The sequence below is a fragment of the Bacillus coahuilensis m4-4 genome (assembly GCF_000171615.1).
Classification (GTDB): domain Bacteria; phylum Bacillota; class Bacilli; order Bacillales; family Bacillaceae_K; genus Bacillus_T; species Bacillus_T coahuilensis.
Genome location: NZ_ABFU01000046.1, coordinates 12,774 through 31,954 on the forward strand (window position 1 = coordinate 12,774; position 19,181 = coordinate 31,954).

Sequence of the window (19,181 nt, forward strand, 5' to 3'; positions counted from 1 at the left end):
AGCCCGAAAAAGTGCACGCAAGAAGCCAAAAAGTGCACGCAAAGCCGAAGAATCCGCACGCAACCAGTGGATCGCCCACGCAAACTTCAATTCCTTGCAAACTCAATATGTCTCGCACAACAAAACTGAAAGTGCGAAGCACCTACCTCACATTAAATCCTTTAAAAAATACTTCGTATCTTTATGATTGCCTGTCTTTACAGTGTGCATTTGTTTTAATATCCTGAGAGCTTGGTACCTTGAATTTAATTTTAAGAATTCCATACATTCTCTAGTATTTACAGGTCTTTGGAAAATATAAAAATGCTCCTTTAGTGCCTCCTTTGCTATACATATGTCAGATACAAATCCGCATTTGACACAGTTCCAATGGTTTAGGTCTTTGGCTTTCATTACTTGACTACAATGAGGGCATAATACGCCAGTAACGATATCTTGTTCGGTTATTGGAAAATATGAAAATAAGTTCATCTTATATTCATTATGATCACCAAGTACTAATTGCGTTAATTGTTTTAAACCCACTTGGGAATAATGTTGATGCTTGTAAGATTGTTGAGCGTTAAGGATTTTTTGTACGATCGATTCGGCGGGAATGAATTGTGAGGTTATTTCTTTATTGGGGGCTGTCATTTTAAAGATGGAATTTCTATTAGCTTTTACAACAAATTGTTCATTAGAAGGGACGGGAAGCTGCCTTAATTTCAACCATTCTTTAAATAGATAGTTTTGGATAGAGACTTGTTCAAAGGGGTTTTTCCTGTTTTCATCTCCAGTAGGTCCGAGTTTTGTATATTGCTTTGTTTCTGGATCCAATAAATGAGTACCCGCTTCATTTTTAATTTCATAGATTTGATAGAAATTTTGATGTAAAACTAATACATCCATCTGAAAGTAGTATCCTTTTGGAGATTTTATTCTTAATCCAAAAAGTATCGAAAGGTCGTCACTATCGGCAACTTTAAAATAATATTCAGATGTGGTTTCTCCTTTATGTCCAGATGTTCTTAACTGAAGGCTTTGTTCAATAAGAGGAAGTGAAGGGTGAAGTGATGGCAATCTTCGCTTTAAGACTTGAAGCTGGAGTAATGGGATAGGGGTAGTTAGCGGTTTTGTAATCAATAAAATTCTTCCTTTCTAAATAGTCTACTAAATATTATTCTCCACCCCCACCCCAATCCCCTCCAAACAAAAAAGCCACTCTCAAAAAAGTGGCTCACTCTGTAATCGGCTATTTTCCTCCGCGCTGACCTCTCATTAATCGTTCGTATACTTCGGCAGCGGCTTTTTCATATTTTCCTGTTTGCTTTGGTTCGTAATAGGTTGAGTTTTTGATTCGGTCGGGTAAGTATTGTTGTTTGACCCATCCATTTTCGTAATCATGTGGATAGAGGTACTCGATGCCACGTCCTAGCTCACTCGCCCCTTTATAATGAGCATCCTTAAGATGTTTAGGGACATCGCCTATTTTACCATCACGAATGTCCCGTAAGGCTCGGTCGATGGCTAAGTAGGCTGAGTTGGACTTTGGCGAAAGACAAAGCTCGATCACGATTTGGCCTAAAGGAATTCTAGCCTCTGGGAAACCGATTCGTTCGGCGGCTTCAATCGCAGCTAGGGTATGCGGACCTGCTTGTGGATTAGCAAGACCAATATCTTCATAGGCAATGACAAGGAGGCGGCGACTGATGCTAACAAGATCTCCTGCTTCAATGAGACGAGCTAAATAATGAAGCGCTGCATTGACGTCGCTTCCCCGAATGGATTTTTGAAATCCACTTAAAACATCGTAATGTGCATCTCCGTCTTTGTCGTGGTGAAAGCTTTTTTTCTGAAGGCATTCCTCTGCAACATCAAGAGTAATGCGGATTTCACCAGAATCATCGGCTCTTGTTGACATCACGGCAAGTTCTAGGGCATTTAGTGCACTGCGAACATCTCCTCCTGAACCTGTACCAAAATGGCTTAGGGCTTCATCGGTTATCTGAATATTCTTGTCGCCAAACCCTTCTTTAGTGTCACGTAATGCCCGGATAAGAGCCTGTTCAAGTCATCTATGCTAAGAGGTTCTAGCTCAAAGATTTGACACCGACTTCTGATGGCGGGATTGATGCTGTGATAAGGGTTTGCTGTGGTTGCCCCAATTAGTGTAATGCTCCCATTCTCAAGATGTGGAAGTAAAAAGTCTTGTTTTCCTTTGTCTAGTCGGTGAACTTCATCAAGAAGGAGAACAACTTTGCCAGACATTTTGGCTTCGGCTGCGACGATTTCCATGTCTTTTTTGTTACTTGTAACGGCGTTTAGCATTCGGAAGGCGTATTTCGTACTTCCGGCGATGGCGCTTGCAATGGAGGTTTTTCCAATACCGGGTGGTCCGTAGAGGATCATGGAGGATAGCTGCTTAGCTTCTACCATTCTTCTAATGATCTTACCTTCACCGACGAGGTGCTGCTGGCCGATGATGTCATCTATTGTTTTTGGACGCATGCGAAATGCTAAAGGTTTTATACTCAATAGTCTTCTCTCCAAACTGACGTTCTGCTTATAGAATAATCTACCATAAATCCGAGTAGAATGCACTTCATTAGGAAGTATGCTATAATGCTTTATTGATAAAATAGTGGACGATGAACGAATAGATAGGAAGTGCAAAGTATGAAAATATCTACAAAAGGTCGGTATGGACTGACGATTATGATTGAGCTTGCAAAGCGTCATGGAGAGGGGCCTACTTCCTTAAAGACGATTGCGACAACTCATGAGCTTTCAGAGCATTATTTAGAGCAATTAATTGCCCCTCTTAGAAATGCTGGGTTAGTTCGTAGTATTAGAGGAGCGTATGGTGGATACGTTTTAGCGATGGAGCCGAAGGAAATTACGGCAGGGGATATTATTAGGGTTCTTGAAGGACCTATCAGTCCAGTTGAAGGAATTGAAGACGAGGAACCAGCAAAGCGTGAACTTTGGAAGAAAATTCGTGATGCCGTGAAGGATGTTCTGGATAATACCACCATCGAAGATTTAGCGGGTTATACAGACGAAGGTGAATCGGACGCCTATATGTTTTATATATAAAATTTGGAGTGATACCAATGGAAAAAATCTATCTTGATCATGCAGCTACTTCGCCCACTCACCCAGTGGTGGCGGATGTCATGCTACCTATTATGACTGAAGTATTCGGTAACCCATCGAGCATTCATGGATTCGGTCGAGAGTCCAGAATGCATGTGGACCAAGCACGAACGACTATTTCAAAAGCCATTAGTGCTAATTTTCACGATATTATCTTTACTAGTGGGGGAACGGAAGCGGATAATTTAGCGATTATCGGTGTAACCAAAGCTAGACAGCATCAAGGAAAGCATATTATTACAACTGAAATCGAGCATCATGCGGTTTTGCATACATGTCAAATGCTTGAAGGTGAAGGATTTGAAGTAACCTATTTGCCAGTAGATGAGAAGGGGCTTATTAGCATAGAAGGATTAAAAGATGCTTTAAGAGAAGATACCATTCTCGTTACGATTATGTATGGCAATAATGAAGTCGGAACGATTCAGCCTATTGGGGAAATAGGGGAGCTTTTACAAGAGCATCCTGCGTATTTTCATACGGATGCGGTACAGGCATTTGGAATTTTACCCATTGATGTAAATGAATTGAATGTGGACCTTCTATCTGTGTCTGCACATAAGATTAATGGACCTAAGGGTATAGGTTTTCTTTATGCAAGAGAAGGAGTTCCATTTGTTCCTAGTCTTTATGGAGGAGAACAAGAACGTAAAAGACGAGCAGGGACAGAAAATGTACCTGGAGTGGTAGGTCTATCAAAGGCAGTGGAATTGGGAGAGAAATCTCGGGCTAGTAAACAAGAATTGTATTTGTCCTATAAGCGAATGTTCTGCCGTATTTTACAGGAAAATAGGGTCATGTTTGACTTAAACGGATTTCTTGAGGAATCTTTACCTCATGTGCTAAACTTAAGCTTCCCAGGCACGGATGTAGAAGCAATGCTAGTTAATTTAGATATGGCAGGCATTGCTGCATCAAGCGGATCAGCGTGTACTGCGGGCTCTATAGAACCGTCACATGTGTTAGTAGCAATGCATGGGAAGGAATCTGAACGTTTACGAAATTCTATTCGATTTAGTTTCGGATATAACAATACAGTAGAACAAGTAGAAAAGGCAGCAAAAGCCGTTGCTACTATTGTTCAAAGATTAACAACATCAACAGAATGAAAGAGGTGAGAGGATGAATAAAGCACCTAAGGATACACGAGTGGTAGTTGGGATGTCGGGTGGAGTAGACTCATCTGTTGCGGCACTGCTACTTAAAGAACAAGGGTATGATGTCATCGGAATATTTATGAAAAACTGGGATGATACAGACGAGAACGGCGTTTGTACAGCGACGGAGGATTATGAAGATGTAATCCGTGTGGCGAATCAAATTGGTATCCCGTATTATGCGGTTAATTTTGAAAAGCAATATTGGGACAAAGTGTTTACGTACTTTTTAGATGAGTACAAAGCAGGACGTACACCGAATCCTGATGTGATGTGTAATAAAGAAATTAAATTTAAAGCCTTTTTAGATCATGCCATGAAGCTTGGTGCAGATTATTTGGCAACAGGTCATTATGCACAAGTAGAAGAGCGTGATGGGGAAATAAAAATGCTTCGCGGGAAAGACGAAAACAAAGATCAAACGTATTTCTTAAATCAACTATCCCAAGACGTATTGAAAAAAGTGCTGTTCCCGATTGGAAGTCTTGATAAAAGTCGGGTTCGTGAAATCGCTAAAGAAGCAGGGCTTGCGACGGCTACGAAAAAAGATAGTACAGGAATTTGTTTTATTGGGGAACGAAATTTCAAGGAATTCTTAGGTCAGTATCTTCCGGCTCAACCGGGTACAATGGAAACATTGAGCGGTGAAGTAAAGGGTCAACATGAAGGACTAATGTACCATACGATTGGCCAACGCCATGGCCTTGGTATTGGTGGTGCAGGGGAGCCTTGGTTTGCTGTTGGAAAAGATCTAGAGCGTAATGTGTTGTTTGTAGAACAAGGGTTTGACCACGATAGCCTTTATTCTACAAGTATTCTAGCAACGGATATAAGCTGGACAAGCGATTTTCCAAAAGAACAAGAGTTCCACTGTACAGCCAAATTTCGTTATCGTCAAAGTGATAACTCTGTTACGGTTAAGCTGCTTGATAACAATAAGGTTGAAGTGATATTTGATGAGCCAATTCGCGCTGTTACACCAGGACAAGCTGTTGTATTTTATGACGGGGATGTTTGCCTTGGTGGTGGGACCATAGATGAAATTTTTAATCAAGGTAAAAAGCTAACATACGTTGGATAAATGATCAGGCATTGGAGAAATCCAATGCCTTTTGTGTTATAATCCCATGGGAAAGAGGTGCAAGAACATGAATAAAAATGAACTAGGGATACAAGTGTTGCAAGAAGGAAAAATGGAAGAAGCGTTGAAATTATTTACAGAAGCAATTGAAGAGAATCCTGGCGATAGTGTCGGTTACATAAATTTTGGAAATGTTTTGTCGTCTGTTGGTGAGACGGTCCGTGCGAAGATTTTTTATGAGAAAGCAATCGAGTTAGACCCTAAAGCGGGAGCGGCTTACTATGCTTTAGGGAACGTACTGTTCCAAGAAGAAAAGTTTAGTGAGGCGAAGGATCAGTTTGAAAAAGCGATTCGAACAGGTATGGAAAATGGGGATGTCTACTTTATGTTTGGATTTACAATGGTTCAACTAGATCAGCCAAAGCTTGCCATGCCATATCTTCAACGAGCAGTAGAATTAACACCTGAAGATGTAGAAGCGCGTTTCCAATACGGGTTAACGCTTGCTGGACTAGAGGAGATTGATGAAGCGGTTAAGCAACTTCTTCTAGTTGTTGAACAACAGCCGGACCACGCGGATGCGTACTACAATCTAGGGGTTGCTTATGCCATTCACCTTGAACAAGTTGAAAAAGGCTTAAGCTTCTTGCGACGAGCATTAGAAATTCAAGAAGATCATATGCTTTCAAGCTATGCGATCTCCATGATAGAACAAGCGATGAATGAAGAGTAAGGAGTTGAGTTAGATGGAGGAACAGAGGGGGTTAGACCTATTCAAAGAGGATGAACCATTTGTAAAAGGCAGACTCATTGTCTCCATCTTTCATAATGAAAGTAATTTGTATTCGGTCATACGCATTCGCGTAGATGAAACAAATACCACTTACGATGAGAAAGAAGCGGTTGTCACAGGATATTTTCCCGCCATTCATGAACAAGAGACGTATACGTTTTTTGGGGGATTTCAAGATCATCCGAAGTTTGGGCAACAATTTAAAGCGGACCGTTTTCAAAAGGATATTCCCCAAACGAAGCAAGGGGTCATTCACTATTTATCAAGTGACTTGTTCAAGGGGGTAGGAAAAAAAACGGCTGAATCCATTGTAGAGGTACTTGGAGACAATGCGATTAGTCAAATCCTTCAAAATAAGAGCGCTTTGGAACAAGTTCCAAAGCTTTCAAAAGACAAAGCCAAAGAAATATATGACACCTTAAAAGAACATGAAGGTTTAGAGCAAATCTTAATCAAGCTTAATGCATTAGGATTTGGTCCCCAGCTTTCTATGAAAATTTATCAGCAATACAAAGAAACTACTCTAGACTGTATTCAAAAAAACCCATATCAATTGGTTGAAGATGTAGAGGGAGTTGGGTTTGGTCGTGCCGATGAATTAGGCGTTCGACTGGGAATTACAGGTTCGCATCCAGACCGAGTAAAAGCAGGAATTCTTTACACCATCGAGCAATTATGTATGCAGGATGGTCATGTGTATGCCGACAGTGAAGAACTTTTAGTTAAAACGAAAGCCTTACTTCAAAAGAATCAGAAAGAGTCCATAGAGTTTTCTTCAATCGCCAACTGCCTTGTTCAATTGGAGGAAGAAGGAAAGCTAATTGGAGATCGTGAAAAGCGAGTATTCTTACCTTCGCTATTTTTCGCTGAGAAAGGGATTGTGACGAATATCCAACGCTTACTGTCTTCAACGGCATTCCAGGACCAGTTTCCTGAGTCTGAGTTTCTTCTTGCATTAGGGAGGCTTGAGGAGCGTATAGGAGTGGAATATGCCTCTTCTCAAAAAGAAGCGATCCAAACAGCTTTAGGCTCACCCTTGATGCTCTTAACAGGGGGACCTGGTACGGGGAAAACAACGGTCATCAATGGGATCGTTGAGCTGTATTCAGATCTTCATGGATGTTCCCTTAATCCAAAGGATTATAAAGATGAGCCGTTTCCTATTTTATTAACAGCACCTACTGGTCGAGCTGCCAAACGAATGACCGAATCAACTGGCCTTCCTGCTACGACCATTCACCGTTTATTGGGCTGGAACGGACAAGAAACGTTTGAACATGATGATGAATCGCCTATAAAAGGAAAGCTGTTAATTGTCGATGAGACGTCCATGCTCGATGCGTGGCTGGCGAATCAATTGCTAAAGGCACTTCCTGATGATATTCAGGTCATATTTGTTGGAGATGAGGACCAGCTTCCTTCAGTTGGTCCAGGACAAGTGTTAAAGGATCTCCTTCTATCCCGTGTAATCCCAACGGTGCGACTAACGGATATTTATCGTCAAGCAGAAGGGTCATCGATCATTGAACTTGCTCATACCATAAAGAATGGCAAGGTTCCTCACAGTATTACACAGCCTCAAAAGGATCGTTCATTTATCTCTTGTAAGACCGGTCAAATCGCAGACGTTGTTGAAAAGGTTGCAGCTAATGCAAAAAAGAAGGGGTATGCCACAAGAGATATCCAGGTTCTTGCTCCTATGTACAAAGGGCCGGCTGGAATTGATGCGTTAAATAAGGCGCTACAAGGCGTACTTAATCCTAATACTGACGGTACACGAAAGGAATTAGCGTTTGGCGAAACAACGTACCGTATTGGTGATAAAGTATTACAGCTCGTTAACCAGCCAGAAAGCAATGTATTTAACGGAGATATTGGTGAAGTTGTATCCATATTTTATGCAAAAGAAAACATTGAAAAACAGGATATGCTGCTAGTGTCATTTGATGGTGTGGAAGTGACCTATACGAAGCAAGATTTGAATCAAATTACGTTAGCTTATTGCTGTTCCATACATAAATCTCAGGGTAGTGAGTTTCCTATCGTTATCCTTCCAGTGGTTAGAAGCTATTACCGAATGCTTAGAAGAAACCTTTTATACACCGCGATAACTCGTAGTAAAAACTTCTTGATTCTTGTAGGGGAAGAAGATGCTTTTCGACAAGGAATTGAGCGAGTGGATGATGTAAAAAGGCGAACGACTCTAATGGAGAAGTTAATGGAAGTAGAACACAGCGAAAACAGTGCTAGACAAGTGTTTGAACCTAGTGAGATTGAGTTAACAGAAGGGACAATAGATCAAATCGACCCAATGATTGGGATGGAAAACCTTACCCCTTATGATTTTGTGTAAGAAACACACAATAAGACTGTTCATGTTAGCGAAAACAGTTATTTTTAATCCCGATGTATAAAAATATGCAGACTGGACACACTTCTAACAGAAACTGTAAGGTCAGGAGGTTTACTGTTTAAGTGAAATGTCCAAACTGTGCAAGTAAAGATATTGGGAAAATTGGGATCAACCAATTTTATTGCTGGAATTGCTACATTGAACTTACGATTTCACATGGTTTGATTCACACACATCAGGTTGAAGAGGATGGTTCTTTAAGCTCTCTTGATGATCTGTTTTCAGAGGATGAACGTCAATTAAGTTAAAGAAGAGGTGCATACGATGAATAGAACAGTATCTTCACTTATTGGGTTTGGTGCAGGCTTAGCGGTAAATGCCCTTTCAAAGTCGAAAATGAATCAAAAACAGTGGAACAAAGCAAAAAAGCGTATGAAAAAAATGTTTTAACCGAGTGTGCTACCTATGGGGTAGCACCTTTTTTATTGGAAGTTGAATAATTATCCCTTCCTAAAGGACACTAACAAACAGGAGGGATGAAGATGGAAGCATCAATTAAAAAATGGTTATACAGATGTCTATTGCTTTTATTCAGTGTAACCAGTTGTTATATTATTTATCTTCTTGCGCCAGTTTGGCAGCCCTTTTTAAGAATATTACTCCTTGCTGCAACTCCCTTTATCATTGGTGCATTTGTGACATATCTTCTTCATCCAGTGGTAGAAAAATTACATGAAGCAGGATTGCACCGGGTTGTAGCACTATTAATTATATACCTCTTGTTTTTTGGAGGAGTGGGCATTGGAATCTACAAAGGATTTCCTGCTATATTAGATCAGCTTAGAGAACTAAGTGCCAATGTCCCAGTATATATTCGAGAATATCGCGGGTGGTTGTCCTTTATTCATGACCAAACATCTATGTGGCCAGAAGCCCTGCAAGTTCAATTAGAAGAAAGAATCGTCTCTATAGAAAAATGGGGGGGAGGTCTTGTCGAAAGAACCATAGGTGTATTACTCTCATTCATGAATCATTTTTTTCTTTATTCTGCTCATTCCGTTCATTTCTTTTTACCTGCTAAAAGATTTTGAAAGGGTAAAGGAATTCATTTGGAAGCTTGTCCCACCTTCGAAAAGGGAAAGAGGTCGAGAATTTGCACGAGCTCTTGATGAATCTTTAGGGGGGTACATACGCGGGCAATTGCTCGTATGCCTTATACTTGGAGGCTGTGCGTTCGTCGCTTTCTGGCTAATTGGCTTAAAGTATCCATTGTTACTAGGTGCCGTTGTGGCAGTTACCAATATTATTCCGTATTTTGGACCTCTTGTGGGTGCTGTCCCTGCTGTTATTATTGCAAGCACCATTTCAGTTAACATGATTTTGTTTGTTGGTGGAATTATTCTATTACTTCAATTCTTAGAAGGAAACATTTTATCGCCTCTCATTGTCGGCAGAAGCTTGCATCTTCATCCCTTATTTATTATGGGCGCTCTCGTAATTGGCGGAGAGCTTGGTGGTGTGATCGGATTAATCTTTGCAGTACCGGTACTTGCTATAGTCAAAACAGCCATTCTTCAAGGTCGGCATCATTTTAAACAAAAGAGTGAGGAGTATAATTGACAAATGGAGTGTTCTTTCACTATAATTCGTGATAGAACATTATGAAAACAACGCAATGATGGAACCACCTATTACAAACCATTTTATAGAGAGGGATTCTCCAGGCTGAAAAGAATCCTACTTGTAGTAATAGGTCGCTACTCCTGAGTGCAGGCGAAAACCTGCCGTCTCGCCACGTTACGGTGCTCAAAGTGACAAAGGATCATAATAATGCTCTTTTGTAACCAGGGTGGTACCGCGAGAGTGCTCTCGTCCCTGCTTAGGGATGAGGGCTTTTTGTGTTTTCAAAAAAGAAAAAGGAGATGAAACGATGAAGAAACTAACTGGTGCACAAATTAGACAAATGTATTTGGATTTCTTCCAAGAAAAAGGACATAGTGTAGAGCCGAGTGCTTCCCTCGTTCCTCACGAAGATCCAACATTATTATGGATTAACTCTGGCGTAGCAACGCTTAAGAAATATTTTGATGGCTCTGTTGTTCCAGATAATCCACGTATTACAAATGCTCAAAAATCCATTCGAACAAATGATATTGAAAACGTAGGGAAAACCGCTCGTCATCACACATTTTTTGAAATGCTTGGAAACTTTTCGATTGGCGATTACTTTAAAAAAGAAGCTATCGACTGGGCATGGGAATTTCTAACAAGTGAAAAGTGGATTGGATTTGACCCTGAGAAATTATCTGTTACGGTACATCCTGAGGATCATGAAGCCTATGATATGTGGAAAAATGATATTGGTGTTCCGGAGAGCGTATTATTCGACTAGAAGGGAACTTCTGGGATATTGGTGAAGGACCAAGTGGACCTAATACAGAAATCTTCTATGACCGTGGCCATGAATATGGTTCTGATGAAAACGATCCGGAGTTATATCCTGGTGGAGAAAATGATCGTTACTTAGAAGTGTGGAACCTAGTGTTTTCTCAATTTAATCACAACCCAGATCATACATATACCCCACTTCCGAAGAAAAACATTGATACAGGTATGGGACTAGAGCGCATGGCATGTGTTGTTCAAGAAGTTCCTACTAACTTTGAAACTGACTTATTTATGCCTATTATCAAAGAAGTTGAAGGAATTTCAGGTGTTACCTATCATCCACATTCAGAGGAAGCAACGTCTTTTAAAGTCATTGCCGACCATATTCGTACGGTAAGCTTTGCTATTGGGGACGGGGCGCTACCTTCAAATGAAGGAAGAGGCTATGTTTTACGTCGTTTACTACGAAGAGCCGTTCGCTTTGCAAAGGCTATTGGCATCAATGATCCATTTATGTACAAGTTGGTTCCAGTTGTTGCAGAAATCATGGTAGATTTCTATCCAGTAGTAAAAGAGAAAATAGAATTCATTCAGAAAGTAGTGAAGAATGAAGAAGATCGTTTCCATGAGACGTTAAATGAAGGATTAGCTATTCTTTCGACTGTTATAGAAAACGCTAAATCAGAAGGATCGACTGTCATTCCTGGTTCTGATGTGTTCCGCTTATATGACACGTATGGTTTCCCTGTTGAATTGACAGAAGAATATGCAGAAGAAGCTGGTATGACCGTGGATGAAGAGGGCTTTAGACATGAGATGGAACAGCAAAGAGAACGAGCTCGTAATGCACGTCAAGATGTAGGGAGCATGAAAGTTCAAGGCGGAGTATTGGGAGAAATTGAAACGAATAGCACATTTATCGGCTATAACCAAATGTCTGTGGATACTGTTGTGACAGATCTAATCGTAGAAGAAGCATTTAGCACTGAAGCGAACGAAGGGAAAGAAATTCAATTTGTGTTAAAAGAAACGCCTTTCTATGCAGAGAGCGGCGGTCAAATCGCTGACGGTGGAATAGTAGAAAGTGAAAATGGAAAGATCCAAGTCCTAGATGTGAAGAAAGCGCCTAATGGTCAACATGTTCACCGTGGTCGAGTAGTTGCAGGCACTATAAAAGTAGCTGATTCTGTGAAGGCAACTATTAATGAACTGGCTAGAAAACAAATTGTTAAGAATCATACAGCAACTCACTTATTACATCGAGCATTAAAAGATGTTTTAGGAGAGCATGTTAACCAAGCTGGTTCATTAGTACAAACGGACCGCCTACGCTTTGACTTTTCTCACTTTGGTCAAGTAACGAAAGAAGAACTTGAACAAGTGGAACGCCATGTAAATGAACAGATTTGGAAGGGTATCTCTGTTGATATTCAAAGTAAATCCATTGAGGAAGCGAAAGCAATGGGCGCTATGGCGCTATTCGGTGAGAAATACGGGGATGTCGTTCGAGTTGTTTCTGTTGGTGACTACAGTATCGAGCTTTGTGGTGGATGTCATGTAGAAAATACGGCTAGCATTGGACTATTCAAGATTGCTTCTGAAAGTGGAATTGGAGCAGGCACGAGAAGAATAGAAGCCGTAACTGGTGAAGGGGCGTATAGGTTATTAAATGAAAAAGTCATGATGCTAGAAGAAGCAAGCGACCGCCTGAAAACTAAGCCAGACTCGCTATTGACACGTATTGATGGCTTATTAGGAGAGTTAAAAGACGTTCAACGCGAAAATGAATCATTAAATGCGAAACTTGCGAACATTGAAGCAGGAAGCTTAATAGACTCTGTCGAATCTATAGATGGAGTCAATGTACTTTCAGCAAACGTTCAAGGTGTAGATATGAACAGTCTTCGTTCCATGGCTGACGACTTAAAAACAAAGATTCATTCTGGTGTGATTGTATTAGGTTCTGTTCAAGGAGATAAGGTGAACATAATTGCAGCAGTGACAAAGGATTTACTCGATAAAGGTTACCATGCAGGAAAACTAGTAAAAGAAGTAGCTAGTCGTTGTGGAGGCGGCGGCGGTGGCCGTCCGGATATGGCTCAAGCAGGTGGTAAAAATCCTGCACAATTAGATGATGCGTTGAAATTTGTCTATGAGTGGGTCAAATCAATTTAACTCTGTATGAAACTGGTGTACAATGTAGATAATGGTTGATATGATGTACGCTAGAAACTTCCCTTAAGCGAGGTGTGAACAATGAGCTCTTTTGACAAAACGATGAGATTTAATTTTCCAGAAGAACCAATTGAAAAAGATGTAACCGAGGTTCTTATGACGGTATATGAAGCACTTCATGAGAAAGGGTATAATCCTATTAATCAAATAGTAGGGTACCTATTATCTGGAGACCCTGCTTATATCCCTAGACATAAGGATGCAAGAAACATTATTAGACGCCTTGAACGGGATGAAATGATAGAAGAATTAGTGAAATCATATTTAAAACAACATAAAGAGGGATAATATGCGCATCATGGGGCTAGACGTTGGGACAAGAACGGTTGGTGTTGCTGTAAGTGACGCATTTGGTTGGACAGCTCAAGGAATTGAAACCATTAAAATTCATGAAGAACTTGGTTTTCTAGGGTATGAACGTATTAAAGAATTAGTGAAAGAATACGAAGTTTCAAAAATCGTAGTAGGATTACCGAAAAACATGAATAATACGATGGGTCCGAGGGGAGAGGCTTCCCAAAGATATGGGGAAGGACTTCGAGAAAAATTTGGAATTCCAGTTGATTATTACGATGAGCGATTAACCACGATGCAGGCAGAGCGAGTTCTTATAGAAGCCGACGTAAGCAGAGGTAAAAGAAAGAAAGTTATTGATAAAATGGCTGCGGTAATGATCCTTCAAGGCTATCTAGACCGTCAAAAATAATTAGAGGTGAATAAAATGGAACACGGTGAAAAACAAATTACAGTTATTGATGAAGAAGGTAACGAGCAACTTTGCGAAGTACTATTTACATTTGAATCAGAAGAATTTAACAAATCTTACGTTCTTTACTACCCAATTGGAGCAGAAGAAGATGATGAAGAGGAAATCGAAATTCATGCATCTGCTTTCAATCCAAACGCTGATGGTGAAGATGGAGAACTTCAACCAATTGAATCAGAAGAAGAATGGGATCTGATTGAAGAAATGCTTAATACATTCTTAGACAATGAGGAAGAAGAATAACGGGTAAAAAATAGAGATAGATGTTCTCATCTATCTCTTATTTTTTTTTGTCCTGTTTTTTGTATAATAGGATAGTATGTAGAAAATTCGTAAATAACCTGCCAGTTTCGCTCGAAAAAAGGGGGAATTTGAAAATGGCTGAGAACGAAAACCAAACGAAAAAAGAGATATGGTGGAAACGATTGAAAGAAAGACAAGCAGAAGCGAAAATTATTAGACGCATTGTACTGATCATAATGGTGGTACTTATCATCGTAATTGCAGGAGTTTCCTTTGGTGGGTATTACTATGTGAAGTCTGGATTAGAGCCAGTCAGTGAAACAAATTCAGAACCGATTAGTGTAGAAATTCCTATTGGTTCTGGTGTAACAACTATTGGAAATATTTTAGAAGAGAACGGTGTAATTTCTAACAGCACCATCTTCAAATATTATGTGAAATTTAATAATCAGTCAGATTTTCAGGCAGGCACGTATGCATTAAATAAAACAATGACGTTAGATGAAATAATTGAGTCTTTGAAATCTGGTAAGGTTTATGAAGAAGCGGTCTTTAAAGTGACCGTTCCAGAAGGCTTAACCCTTGACGTTATCGCTACGGTCATTGATAGCAGCACGCCATACAGTCAAGAAGAGTTTATGAATCTCGTCACCAACCCGGATTTTATTCAGAAGATGAAAGAGGCCTATCCTACTCTCATTACGGATGAAGTGGATAACGAAAACATCCGTTATGCTTTGGAAGGATACTTATATCCTGCAACGTATGACTTCTACGAAGAAAAGCCTCCTCTTGAAGAAATAGTAGAGACCTTTATAGCTCAAACTAGTAAGATTGTGAATGAATTTAATACTGTAATGGTAGAAAAAGAAATGACGACACACGAACTACTTACGCTAGCGTCTCTTATTGAGGAAGAAGCAACGGATGATGAGAACAGAAAGAAAATTTCTTCTGTATTTTATAATCGTATGGAAGATGGTATGCCCCTTCAAACAGATCCTACCGTTTTATACGGGATGGGTGAGCATAAAGAAAGAGTTTTTGAATCAGATTATCAATATGAATCACCGTTTAACACGTACTTAAATAAAGGCTTAACTCCAGGTCCTATTTCAAACCCTGGTAAGTCCTCTATTGAAGCGGCTTTATTTCCTGATGATACAAACTTCTATTATTTCTTAGCTGCAAAAAGTAAATGGGGAAATCACAGTTTTATTTAGTGAAAGTTATGAAGAACATGAAAGCAAACGAAGCGAATATATTTTAAATAACTAATCTGTGAACAAGAGGAAAGAGATATTCTCTTTCCTCTTTGTTTGTGGTAAAATAGTCAAAGTGTTTTTATACCTAGCCACGCATATGTACGAGTAGAAAGCTTATAGAGCTTTCTTTTTTATGATAAATGCATCTTAATGTGATCAGAAAGGATGAGGTTTCAATATGAAAGATCAACTTCATCACTATATAGAAAAGCTAATACCTCAGCGAGAATCATTTTTTGTGGAAATGGAAGAGTATGCAGTTTGGCATTCTGTACCGATAATGGAGATAGTTGGTATGGAAGCATTGCTTCAATTACTGTCTCTTCAACAACCAAAGAAAATACTAGAAATAGGTACGGCGATTGGCTATTCAAGCTTACGAATGGCTACAAGTTTGCCAAATGTAGAAATTGTAACAATTGAAAGAGACGAAAAGAGAATAAAGGATGCAAAAAAATATCTCACTCAACACGAGAGTGGACAACGGATTCACCTAATCGAAGGTGATGCCTTAGAAGTAAGTGAAATGGTTCTGCAACATGGTCCCTTTGATGCCCTATTTATTGATGCCGCAAAGGGTCAGTATCCGAAGTTTTTTAGCCTGTATGCTCCTATGCTTAAAGAAGAGGGAGTAATCTATACAGATAATGTTCTCTTTAAAGGCTATGTCGCCGATATAGAATCAATAGAAAGTCGAAATAAACGGTCACTCGTTAAAAAGATTCATCAATACAATGAGTGGCTAATGAATCACGAAAAATATAAAACGGCCATTCTCCCAGTTGGAGATGGATTAGCGATAACAAAAAAGAGGTGAAAATAATGAAGAAACCAGAACTTTTAGTAACACCTACGAGTGTTAGGAATATGAGAGATCTAATGGCTGCAGGAGCCGATGCTTTTGTGATTGGAGAACAAAAATTTGGACTTCGTCTTGCCGGTGAATTCACGAAGGAAGATGTGAAAGAAGCGACTGCACTGGCTCATTCTCAAGGTAAAAAAGTGTATGTAGCCATGAATGCTATCTTCCACAATGATTTAGTAGAGGAACTATCACGCTATGTCCAATTTTTATCCGAAGTAGGAGTAGACCGAATTATTTTTGGAGATCCTGCTGTTTTAATGACGGTAAAAGAAGTAGCTCCACATATACAATTAATATGGAATACTGAAACAACCTCTACGAACTATTTTACCTGCAATTATTGGGGGAAAAGAGGCGCAAATCGTGCCGTACTAGCTAGAGAATTAAATATGGATAGCATCGTTGAAACAAAAGAGCATGCTGAAGTAGAGATTGAAGTACAGGTACATGGAATGACATGTATGTTCCAATCTAAACGTTCTTTACTCGGGAACTACTTTGAGTATCAAGGTAAAGCGATGGAAATTGAAAACCGAAAAGAACAAAAGAATATGTTCCTACATGATAAAGAGCGTCAAAATAAGTATCCGATCTTTGAAGATGCTAACGGTACGCACATTATGAGTCCAAATGATATATGTATCATTGACGAGCTACAAGAACTAGTGGAAGCAGGGATTGATTCCTTTAAAATTGACGGGGTATTAAAAACTCCTGAGTATATTGTAGAAATAACGAAGCTATACAGAAAAGCGATTAATAGCTTACTAATTAGTGAAGAAGAGTACGAAGGGTGTAAAGACGAATTACTTGAAAAAGCTCAACAAATTCAGCCAGCAAATCGTCCACTTGATACAGGATTCTTCTTTAAAGAGACAGTTTATTAATAATTAGCGAAAGAGGAGGAAAGAATATGACAGCCATTCTAGAAGATAAAATTTCTAAAATAGTTGACGGGAAACGTGTCATAGTCAAAAAGCCTGAGTTACTTGCACCAGCAGGTAATCTTGAAAAGCTTAAGATAGCTGTTCGGTACGGTGCCGATGCTGTTTTTATAGGTGGACAAGAATACGGTTTACGTTCAAATGCTGATAACTTTACTCAAGAGGAAATGAAAGAAGGCGTAGAGTTTGCCAAAAAGTATAAGGCAAGAATCTACGTAACGACGAATATCTTCGCACATAATGAAAATATTGATGGGCTAGAAGAGTATTTAAGAGGTCTTGAAGAAGCGGGAGTTGCGGGTATAATCGTGGCAGACCCACTTATCATCGAAACGTGTAAAAAGGTAGCACCTCAGCTTGAAATTCACTTAAGTACCCAGCAATCGCTTTCTAACTGGAAAGCTGTTCAATTTTGGAAAGAAGAAGGCTTAGAGCGTGTTGTCTTAGCGCGTGAAACAAGCGCCGATGAAATCCAAGAAATGAAAGAAAAAGTGGATATCGAGATTGAGGCCTTCATACATGGAGCAATGTGTATTGCCTATTCTGGTCGTTGTGTATTAAGTAATCATATGACAGCCAGAGATTCAAATCGCGGGGGATGCTGTCAATCTTGTCGTTGGGACTACGATTTATATGAACTAAATCAATCAGAGGAGCAAGCCTTATTTTCTAGCCAGGATGCGCCGTTTGCTATGAGTCCTAAAGACTTAAAACTAGTAGAATCTATTCCTAAAATGATTGAGCTTGGAATTGACTCACTAAAATTGAAGGACGTATGAAGTCTATACACTACGTTGCTACTGTAGTAAGTGTTTATAGAAAAGTGATTGACGCTTATTGTGCTGATCCAGAAAACTTCAAAATCAAACGTGAATGGTTAGAAGAATTAGAGAAATGTGCAAACCGCGATACAGCATCTGCTTTCTTCGAAGGAGTACCAGGCTTTGAAGAGCAAATGTATGGTGTTCATGGTCGAAAAACAACCACTGAATTTATTGGACTAGTATTAGATTATGACCAAGAAACAGCGATGGTGACATTACAGCAACGTAACCATTTCGTCCCTGGAGATGAGGTAGAATTTTTCGGTCCAGAAATTAAGAACTTTAAAGTGAAGATTGATAAAATTTGGGATGAAAAAGGAAATGAGCTTGATGCTGCTCGCCACCCTCTGCAGATTGTTAAGTTTAAATGTGACCAACCAGTATATGCATTCAACATGATGCGAAAGGAGAAATAAAGATTAAAGCATGGAACGTGAACGTAAACCTGTAGTAATTGGAATAGCCGGAGGTTCAGGCTCTGGTAAAACAAGTGTAACGAAATCTATCTTTGAATCCTTTAAAAACCGCTCAATCCTTATGCTAGAACAGGATTATTATTATAAAGATCAAAGTCATCTTCCATTTGAAGAAAGACTTATGACAAATTATGATCACCCTTTGGCATTTGATAATGATCTATTAATTGAGCACTTACAACAACTAATATATTATAAGAGCGTTGAAAAACCAGTGTATGACTACAAAATGCATACACGTTCGTCTGAAACGATTACGATTGCACCTAAGGATGTTATCATTGTCGAAGGAATTTTGGTATTAGAAGATGAACGTTTGCGTAATCTAATGGATATTAAGCTTTATGTTGATACGGATGCAGACCTTCGCATCATTAGACGGATGTTACGTGATATTAAAGAAAGAGGACGTAGTATTGAGTCTGTGATCGAACAATACGTCAATGTGGTTCGACCAATGCACAATCAATTTATCGAACCGACAAAGAGATATGCTGATGTTATTATTCCAGAAGGTGGACATAATCACGTTGCAATAGATTTAATGGTCACAAAAATTCAAACAATTCTTGAACAAAAGACATTTTTATAATACGATAGCATAGATAAACAAAAATTGGACAGATTTTCAATATGTCCCAAAACAAGCGCGACCT

At 39.5% G+C, this 19,181-nt stretch carries 17 protein-coding genes and 3 pseudogenes; 18 read left to right on the forward strand and 2 right to left on the reverse strand.

Annotated elements, in window-relative coordinates:
* Window positions 1-147: 147 nt before the first annotated feature.
* Window positions 148-1,122 carry a nuclease-related domain-containing protein gene (locus M44_RS11675; RefSeq protein WP_010173818.1) on the reverse strand — a complete coding sequence of 325 codons (975 nt, stop codon included), beginning with the start codon at window positions 1,120-1,122 and terminating at the stop codon, window positions 148-150.
* 109 nt (window positions 1,123-1,231) lie between these two features.
* Window positions 1,232-2,508: pseudogene (locus M44_RS22675) on the reverse strand (replication-associated recombination protein A).
* 147 nt (window positions 2,509-2,655) lie between these two features.
* On the opposite strand from M44_RS22675, the gene cymR reads away from it, so the two are divergent.
* The 18 genes and pseudogenes from cymR to udk all read left to right on the forward strand — a co-directional run bounded on the left by cymR (window position 2,656) and on the right by udk (window position 19,117).
* Entirely contained in the window at window positions 2,656-3,075 is a 420-nt protein-coding gene (gene cymR / locus M44_RS11685; protein WP_010173821.1) for a cysteine metabolism transcriptional regulator CymR, read from the forward strand.
* A 17-nt stretch (window positions 3,076-3,092) separates the two neighbouring features.
* Window positions 3,093-4,244 carry a cysteine desulfurase family protein gene (locus tag M44_RS11690; RefSeq protein ID WP_010173822.1) on the forward strand — a complete coding sequence of 384 codons (1,152 nt, stop codon included), beginning with the start codon at window positions 3,093-3,095 and terminating at the stop codon, window positions 4,242-4,244.
* Window positions 4,245-4,257: 13 nt separating this feature from the next.
* Window positions 4,258-5,373, forward strand: a complete 1,116-nt coding sequence (gene mnmA, locus M44_RS11695; protein WP_010173823.1) for a tRNA 2-thiouridine(34) synthase MnmA — start codon at window positions 4,258-4,260, stop codon at window positions 5,371-5,373.
* A gap of 67 nt (window positions 5,374-5,440) precedes the next feature.
* A complete protein-coding gene (locus tag M44_RS11700; protein WP_010173824.1) occupies window positions 5,441-6,106 on the forward strand; it encodes a tetratricopeptide repeat protein in 666 nt (221 codons plus the stop codon).
* Window positions 6,107-6,119: 13 nt separating this feature from the next.
* Complete coding sequence (recD2, locus tag M44_RS11705; protein ID WP_010173825.1) at window positions 6,120-8,519, forward strand: SF1B family DNA helicase RecD2; 2,400 nt, start codon at window positions 6,120-6,122, stop codon at window positions 8,517-8,519.
* Window positions 8,520-8,641: 122 nt separating this feature from the next.
* Window positions 8,642-8,827, forward strand: a complete 186-nt coding sequence (locus M44_RS11710) for a hypothetical protein (protein WP_010173826.1) — start codon at window positions 8,642-8,644, stop codon at window positions 8,825-8,827.
* A 16-nt stretch (window positions 8,828-8,843) separates the two neighbouring features.
* Window positions 8,844-8,969, forward strand: a complete 126-nt coding sequence (locus M44_RS26295) for a DUF3918 family protein (RefSeq protein WP_010173827.1) — start codon at window positions 8,844-8,846, stop codon at window positions 8,967-8,969.
* A gap of 92 nt (window positions 8,970-9,061) precedes the next feature.
* Window positions 9,062-9,610 carry an AI-2E family transporter gene (locus M44_RS29485; protein ID WP_010173828.1) on the forward strand — a complete coding sequence of 183 codons (549 nt, stop codon included), beginning with the start codon at window positions 9,062-9,064 and terminating at the stop codon, window positions 9,608-9,610.
* Window positions 9,594-10,139, forward strand: a complete 546-nt coding sequence (locus M44_RS29490; protein WP_337444096.1) for an AI-2E family transporter — start codon at window positions 9,594-9,596, stop codon at window positions 10,137-10,139. The genes M44_RS29485 and M44_RS29490 overlap by 17 nt, the downstream gene beginning before the upstream one ends.
* Window positions 10,140-10,449: 310 nt before the next feature.
* Window positions 10,450-13,082: pseudogene (gene alaS / locus M44_RS22685) on the forward strand (alanine--tRNA ligase).
* Window positions 13,083-13,163: 81 nt separating this feature from the next.
* Window positions 13,164-13,430, forward strand: a complete 267-nt coding sequence (locus M44_RS11730) for an IreB family regulatory phosphoprotein (protein ID WP_010173832.1) — start codon at window positions 13,164-13,166, stop codon at window positions 13,428-13,430.
* Window position 13,431: 1 nt separating this feature from the next.
* Complete coding sequence (ruvX, locus tag M44_RS11735) at window positions 13,432-13,848, forward strand: Holliday junction resolvase RuvX (protein WP_010173833.1); 417 nt, start codon at window positions 13,432-13,434, stop codon at window positions 13,846-13,848.
* A gap of 15 nt (window positions 13,849-13,863) precedes the next feature.
* Window positions 13,864-14,151, forward strand: a complete 288-nt coding sequence (locus M44_RS11740; RefSeq protein WP_010173834.1) for a DUF1292 domain-containing protein — start codon at window positions 13,864-13,866, stop codon at window positions 14,149-14,151.
* 134 nt (window positions 14,152-14,285) lie between these two features.
* Window positions 14,286-15,374, forward strand: a complete 1,089-nt coding sequence (gene mltG, locus M44_RS22690; protein ID WP_010173835.1) for an endolytic transglycosylase MltG — start codon at window positions 14,286-14,288, stop codon at window positions 15,372-15,374.
* 220 nt (window positions 15,375-15,594) lie between these two features.
* Window positions 15,595-16,233 carry an O-methyltransferase gene (locus tag M44_RS11750; protein ID WP_010173836.1) on the forward strand — a complete coding sequence of 213 codons (639 nt, stop codon included), beginning with the start codon at window positions 15,595-15,597 and terminating at the stop codon, window positions 16,231-16,233.
* Window positions 16,234-16,238: 5 nt separating this feature from the next.
* Window positions 16,239-17,168 carry a peptidase U32 family protein gene (locus M44_RS11755; RefSeq protein ID WP_010173837.1) on the forward strand — a complete coding sequence of 310 codons (930 nt, stop codon included), beginning with the start codon at window positions 16,239-16,241 and terminating at the stop codon, window positions 17,166-17,168.
* 26 nt (window positions 17,169-17,194) lie between these two features.
* Window positions 17,195-18,465 (forward strand): annotated as a pseudogene (locus M44_RS22695) (peptidase U32 family protein).
* Window positions 18,466-18,475: 10 nt separating this feature from the next.
* Window positions 18,476-19,117 (forward strand): uridine kinase, encoded by a 642-nt coding sequence (gene udk / locus M44_RS11765; protein WP_010173838.1) that lies wholly within the window; start codon window positions 18,476-18,478, stop codon window positions 19,115-19,117.
* The last annotated feature ends 64 nt before the right edge of the window (window positions 19,118-19,181 follow it).

What these genes read in the sequence shown, in the direction of transcription:
- cymR (WP_010173821.1), top strand. Translation starts at nt 2,656, where the DNA reads ATGAAAATATCTACAAAAGGTCGGTATGGACTGACGATTATGATTGAG.
- M44_RS11700 (WP_010173824.1), top strand. Translation starts at nt 5,441, where the DNA reads ATGAATAAAAATGAACTAGGGATACAAGTGTTGCAAGAAGGAAAAATG.
- recD2 (WP_010173825.1), top strand. Translation starts at nt 6,120, where the DNA reads ATGGAGGAACAGAGGGGGTTAGACCTATTCAAAGAGGATGAACCATTT.
- mltG (WP_010173835.1), top strand. Translation starts at nt 14,286, where the DNA reads ATGGCTGAGAACGAAAACCAAACGAAAAAAGAGATATGGTGGAAACGA.
- M44_RS11740 (WP_010173834.1), top strand. Translation starts at nt 13,864, where the DNA reads ATGGAACACGGTGAAAAACAAATTACAGTTATTGATGAAGAAGGTAAC.
- M44_RS26295 (WP_010173827.1), top strand. Translation starts at nt 8,844, where the DNA reads ATGAATAGAACAGTATCTTCACTTATTGGGTTTGGTGCAGGCTTAGCG.
- M44_RS11690 (WP_010173822.1), top strand. Translation starts at nt 3,093, where the DNA reads ATGGAAAAAATCTATCTTGATCATGCAGCTACTTCGCCCACTCACCCA.
- M44_RS11730 (WP_010173832.1), top strand. Translation starts at nt 13,164, where the DNA reads ATGAGCTCTTTTGACAAAACGATGAGATTTAATTTTCCAGAAGAACCA.
- mnmA (WP_010173823.1), top strand. Translation starts at nt 4,258, where the DNA reads ATGAATAAAGCACCTAAGGATACACGAGTGGTAGTTGGGATGTCGGGT.
- M44_RS11750 (WP_010173836.1), top strand. Translation starts at nt 15,595, where the DNA reads ATGAAAGATCAACTTCATCACTATATAGAAAAGCTAATACCTCAGCGA.
- udk (WP_010173838.1), top strand. Translation starts at nt 18,476, where the DNA reads ATGGAACGTGAACGTAAACCTGTAGTAATTGGAATAGCCGGAGGTTCA.
- M44_RS11755 (WP_010173837.1), top strand. Translation starts at nt 16,239, where the DNA reads ATGAAGAAACCAGAACTTTTAGTAACACCTACGAGTGTTAGGAATATG.
- ruvX (WP_010173833.1), top strand. Translation starts at nt 13,432, where the DNA reads ATGCGCATCATGGGGCTAGACGTTGGGACAAGAACGGTTGGTGTTGCT.
- M44_RS29485 (WP_010173828.1), top strand. Translation starts at nt 9,062, where the DNA reads ATGGAAGCATCAATTAAAAAATGGTTATACAGATGTCTATTGCTTTTA.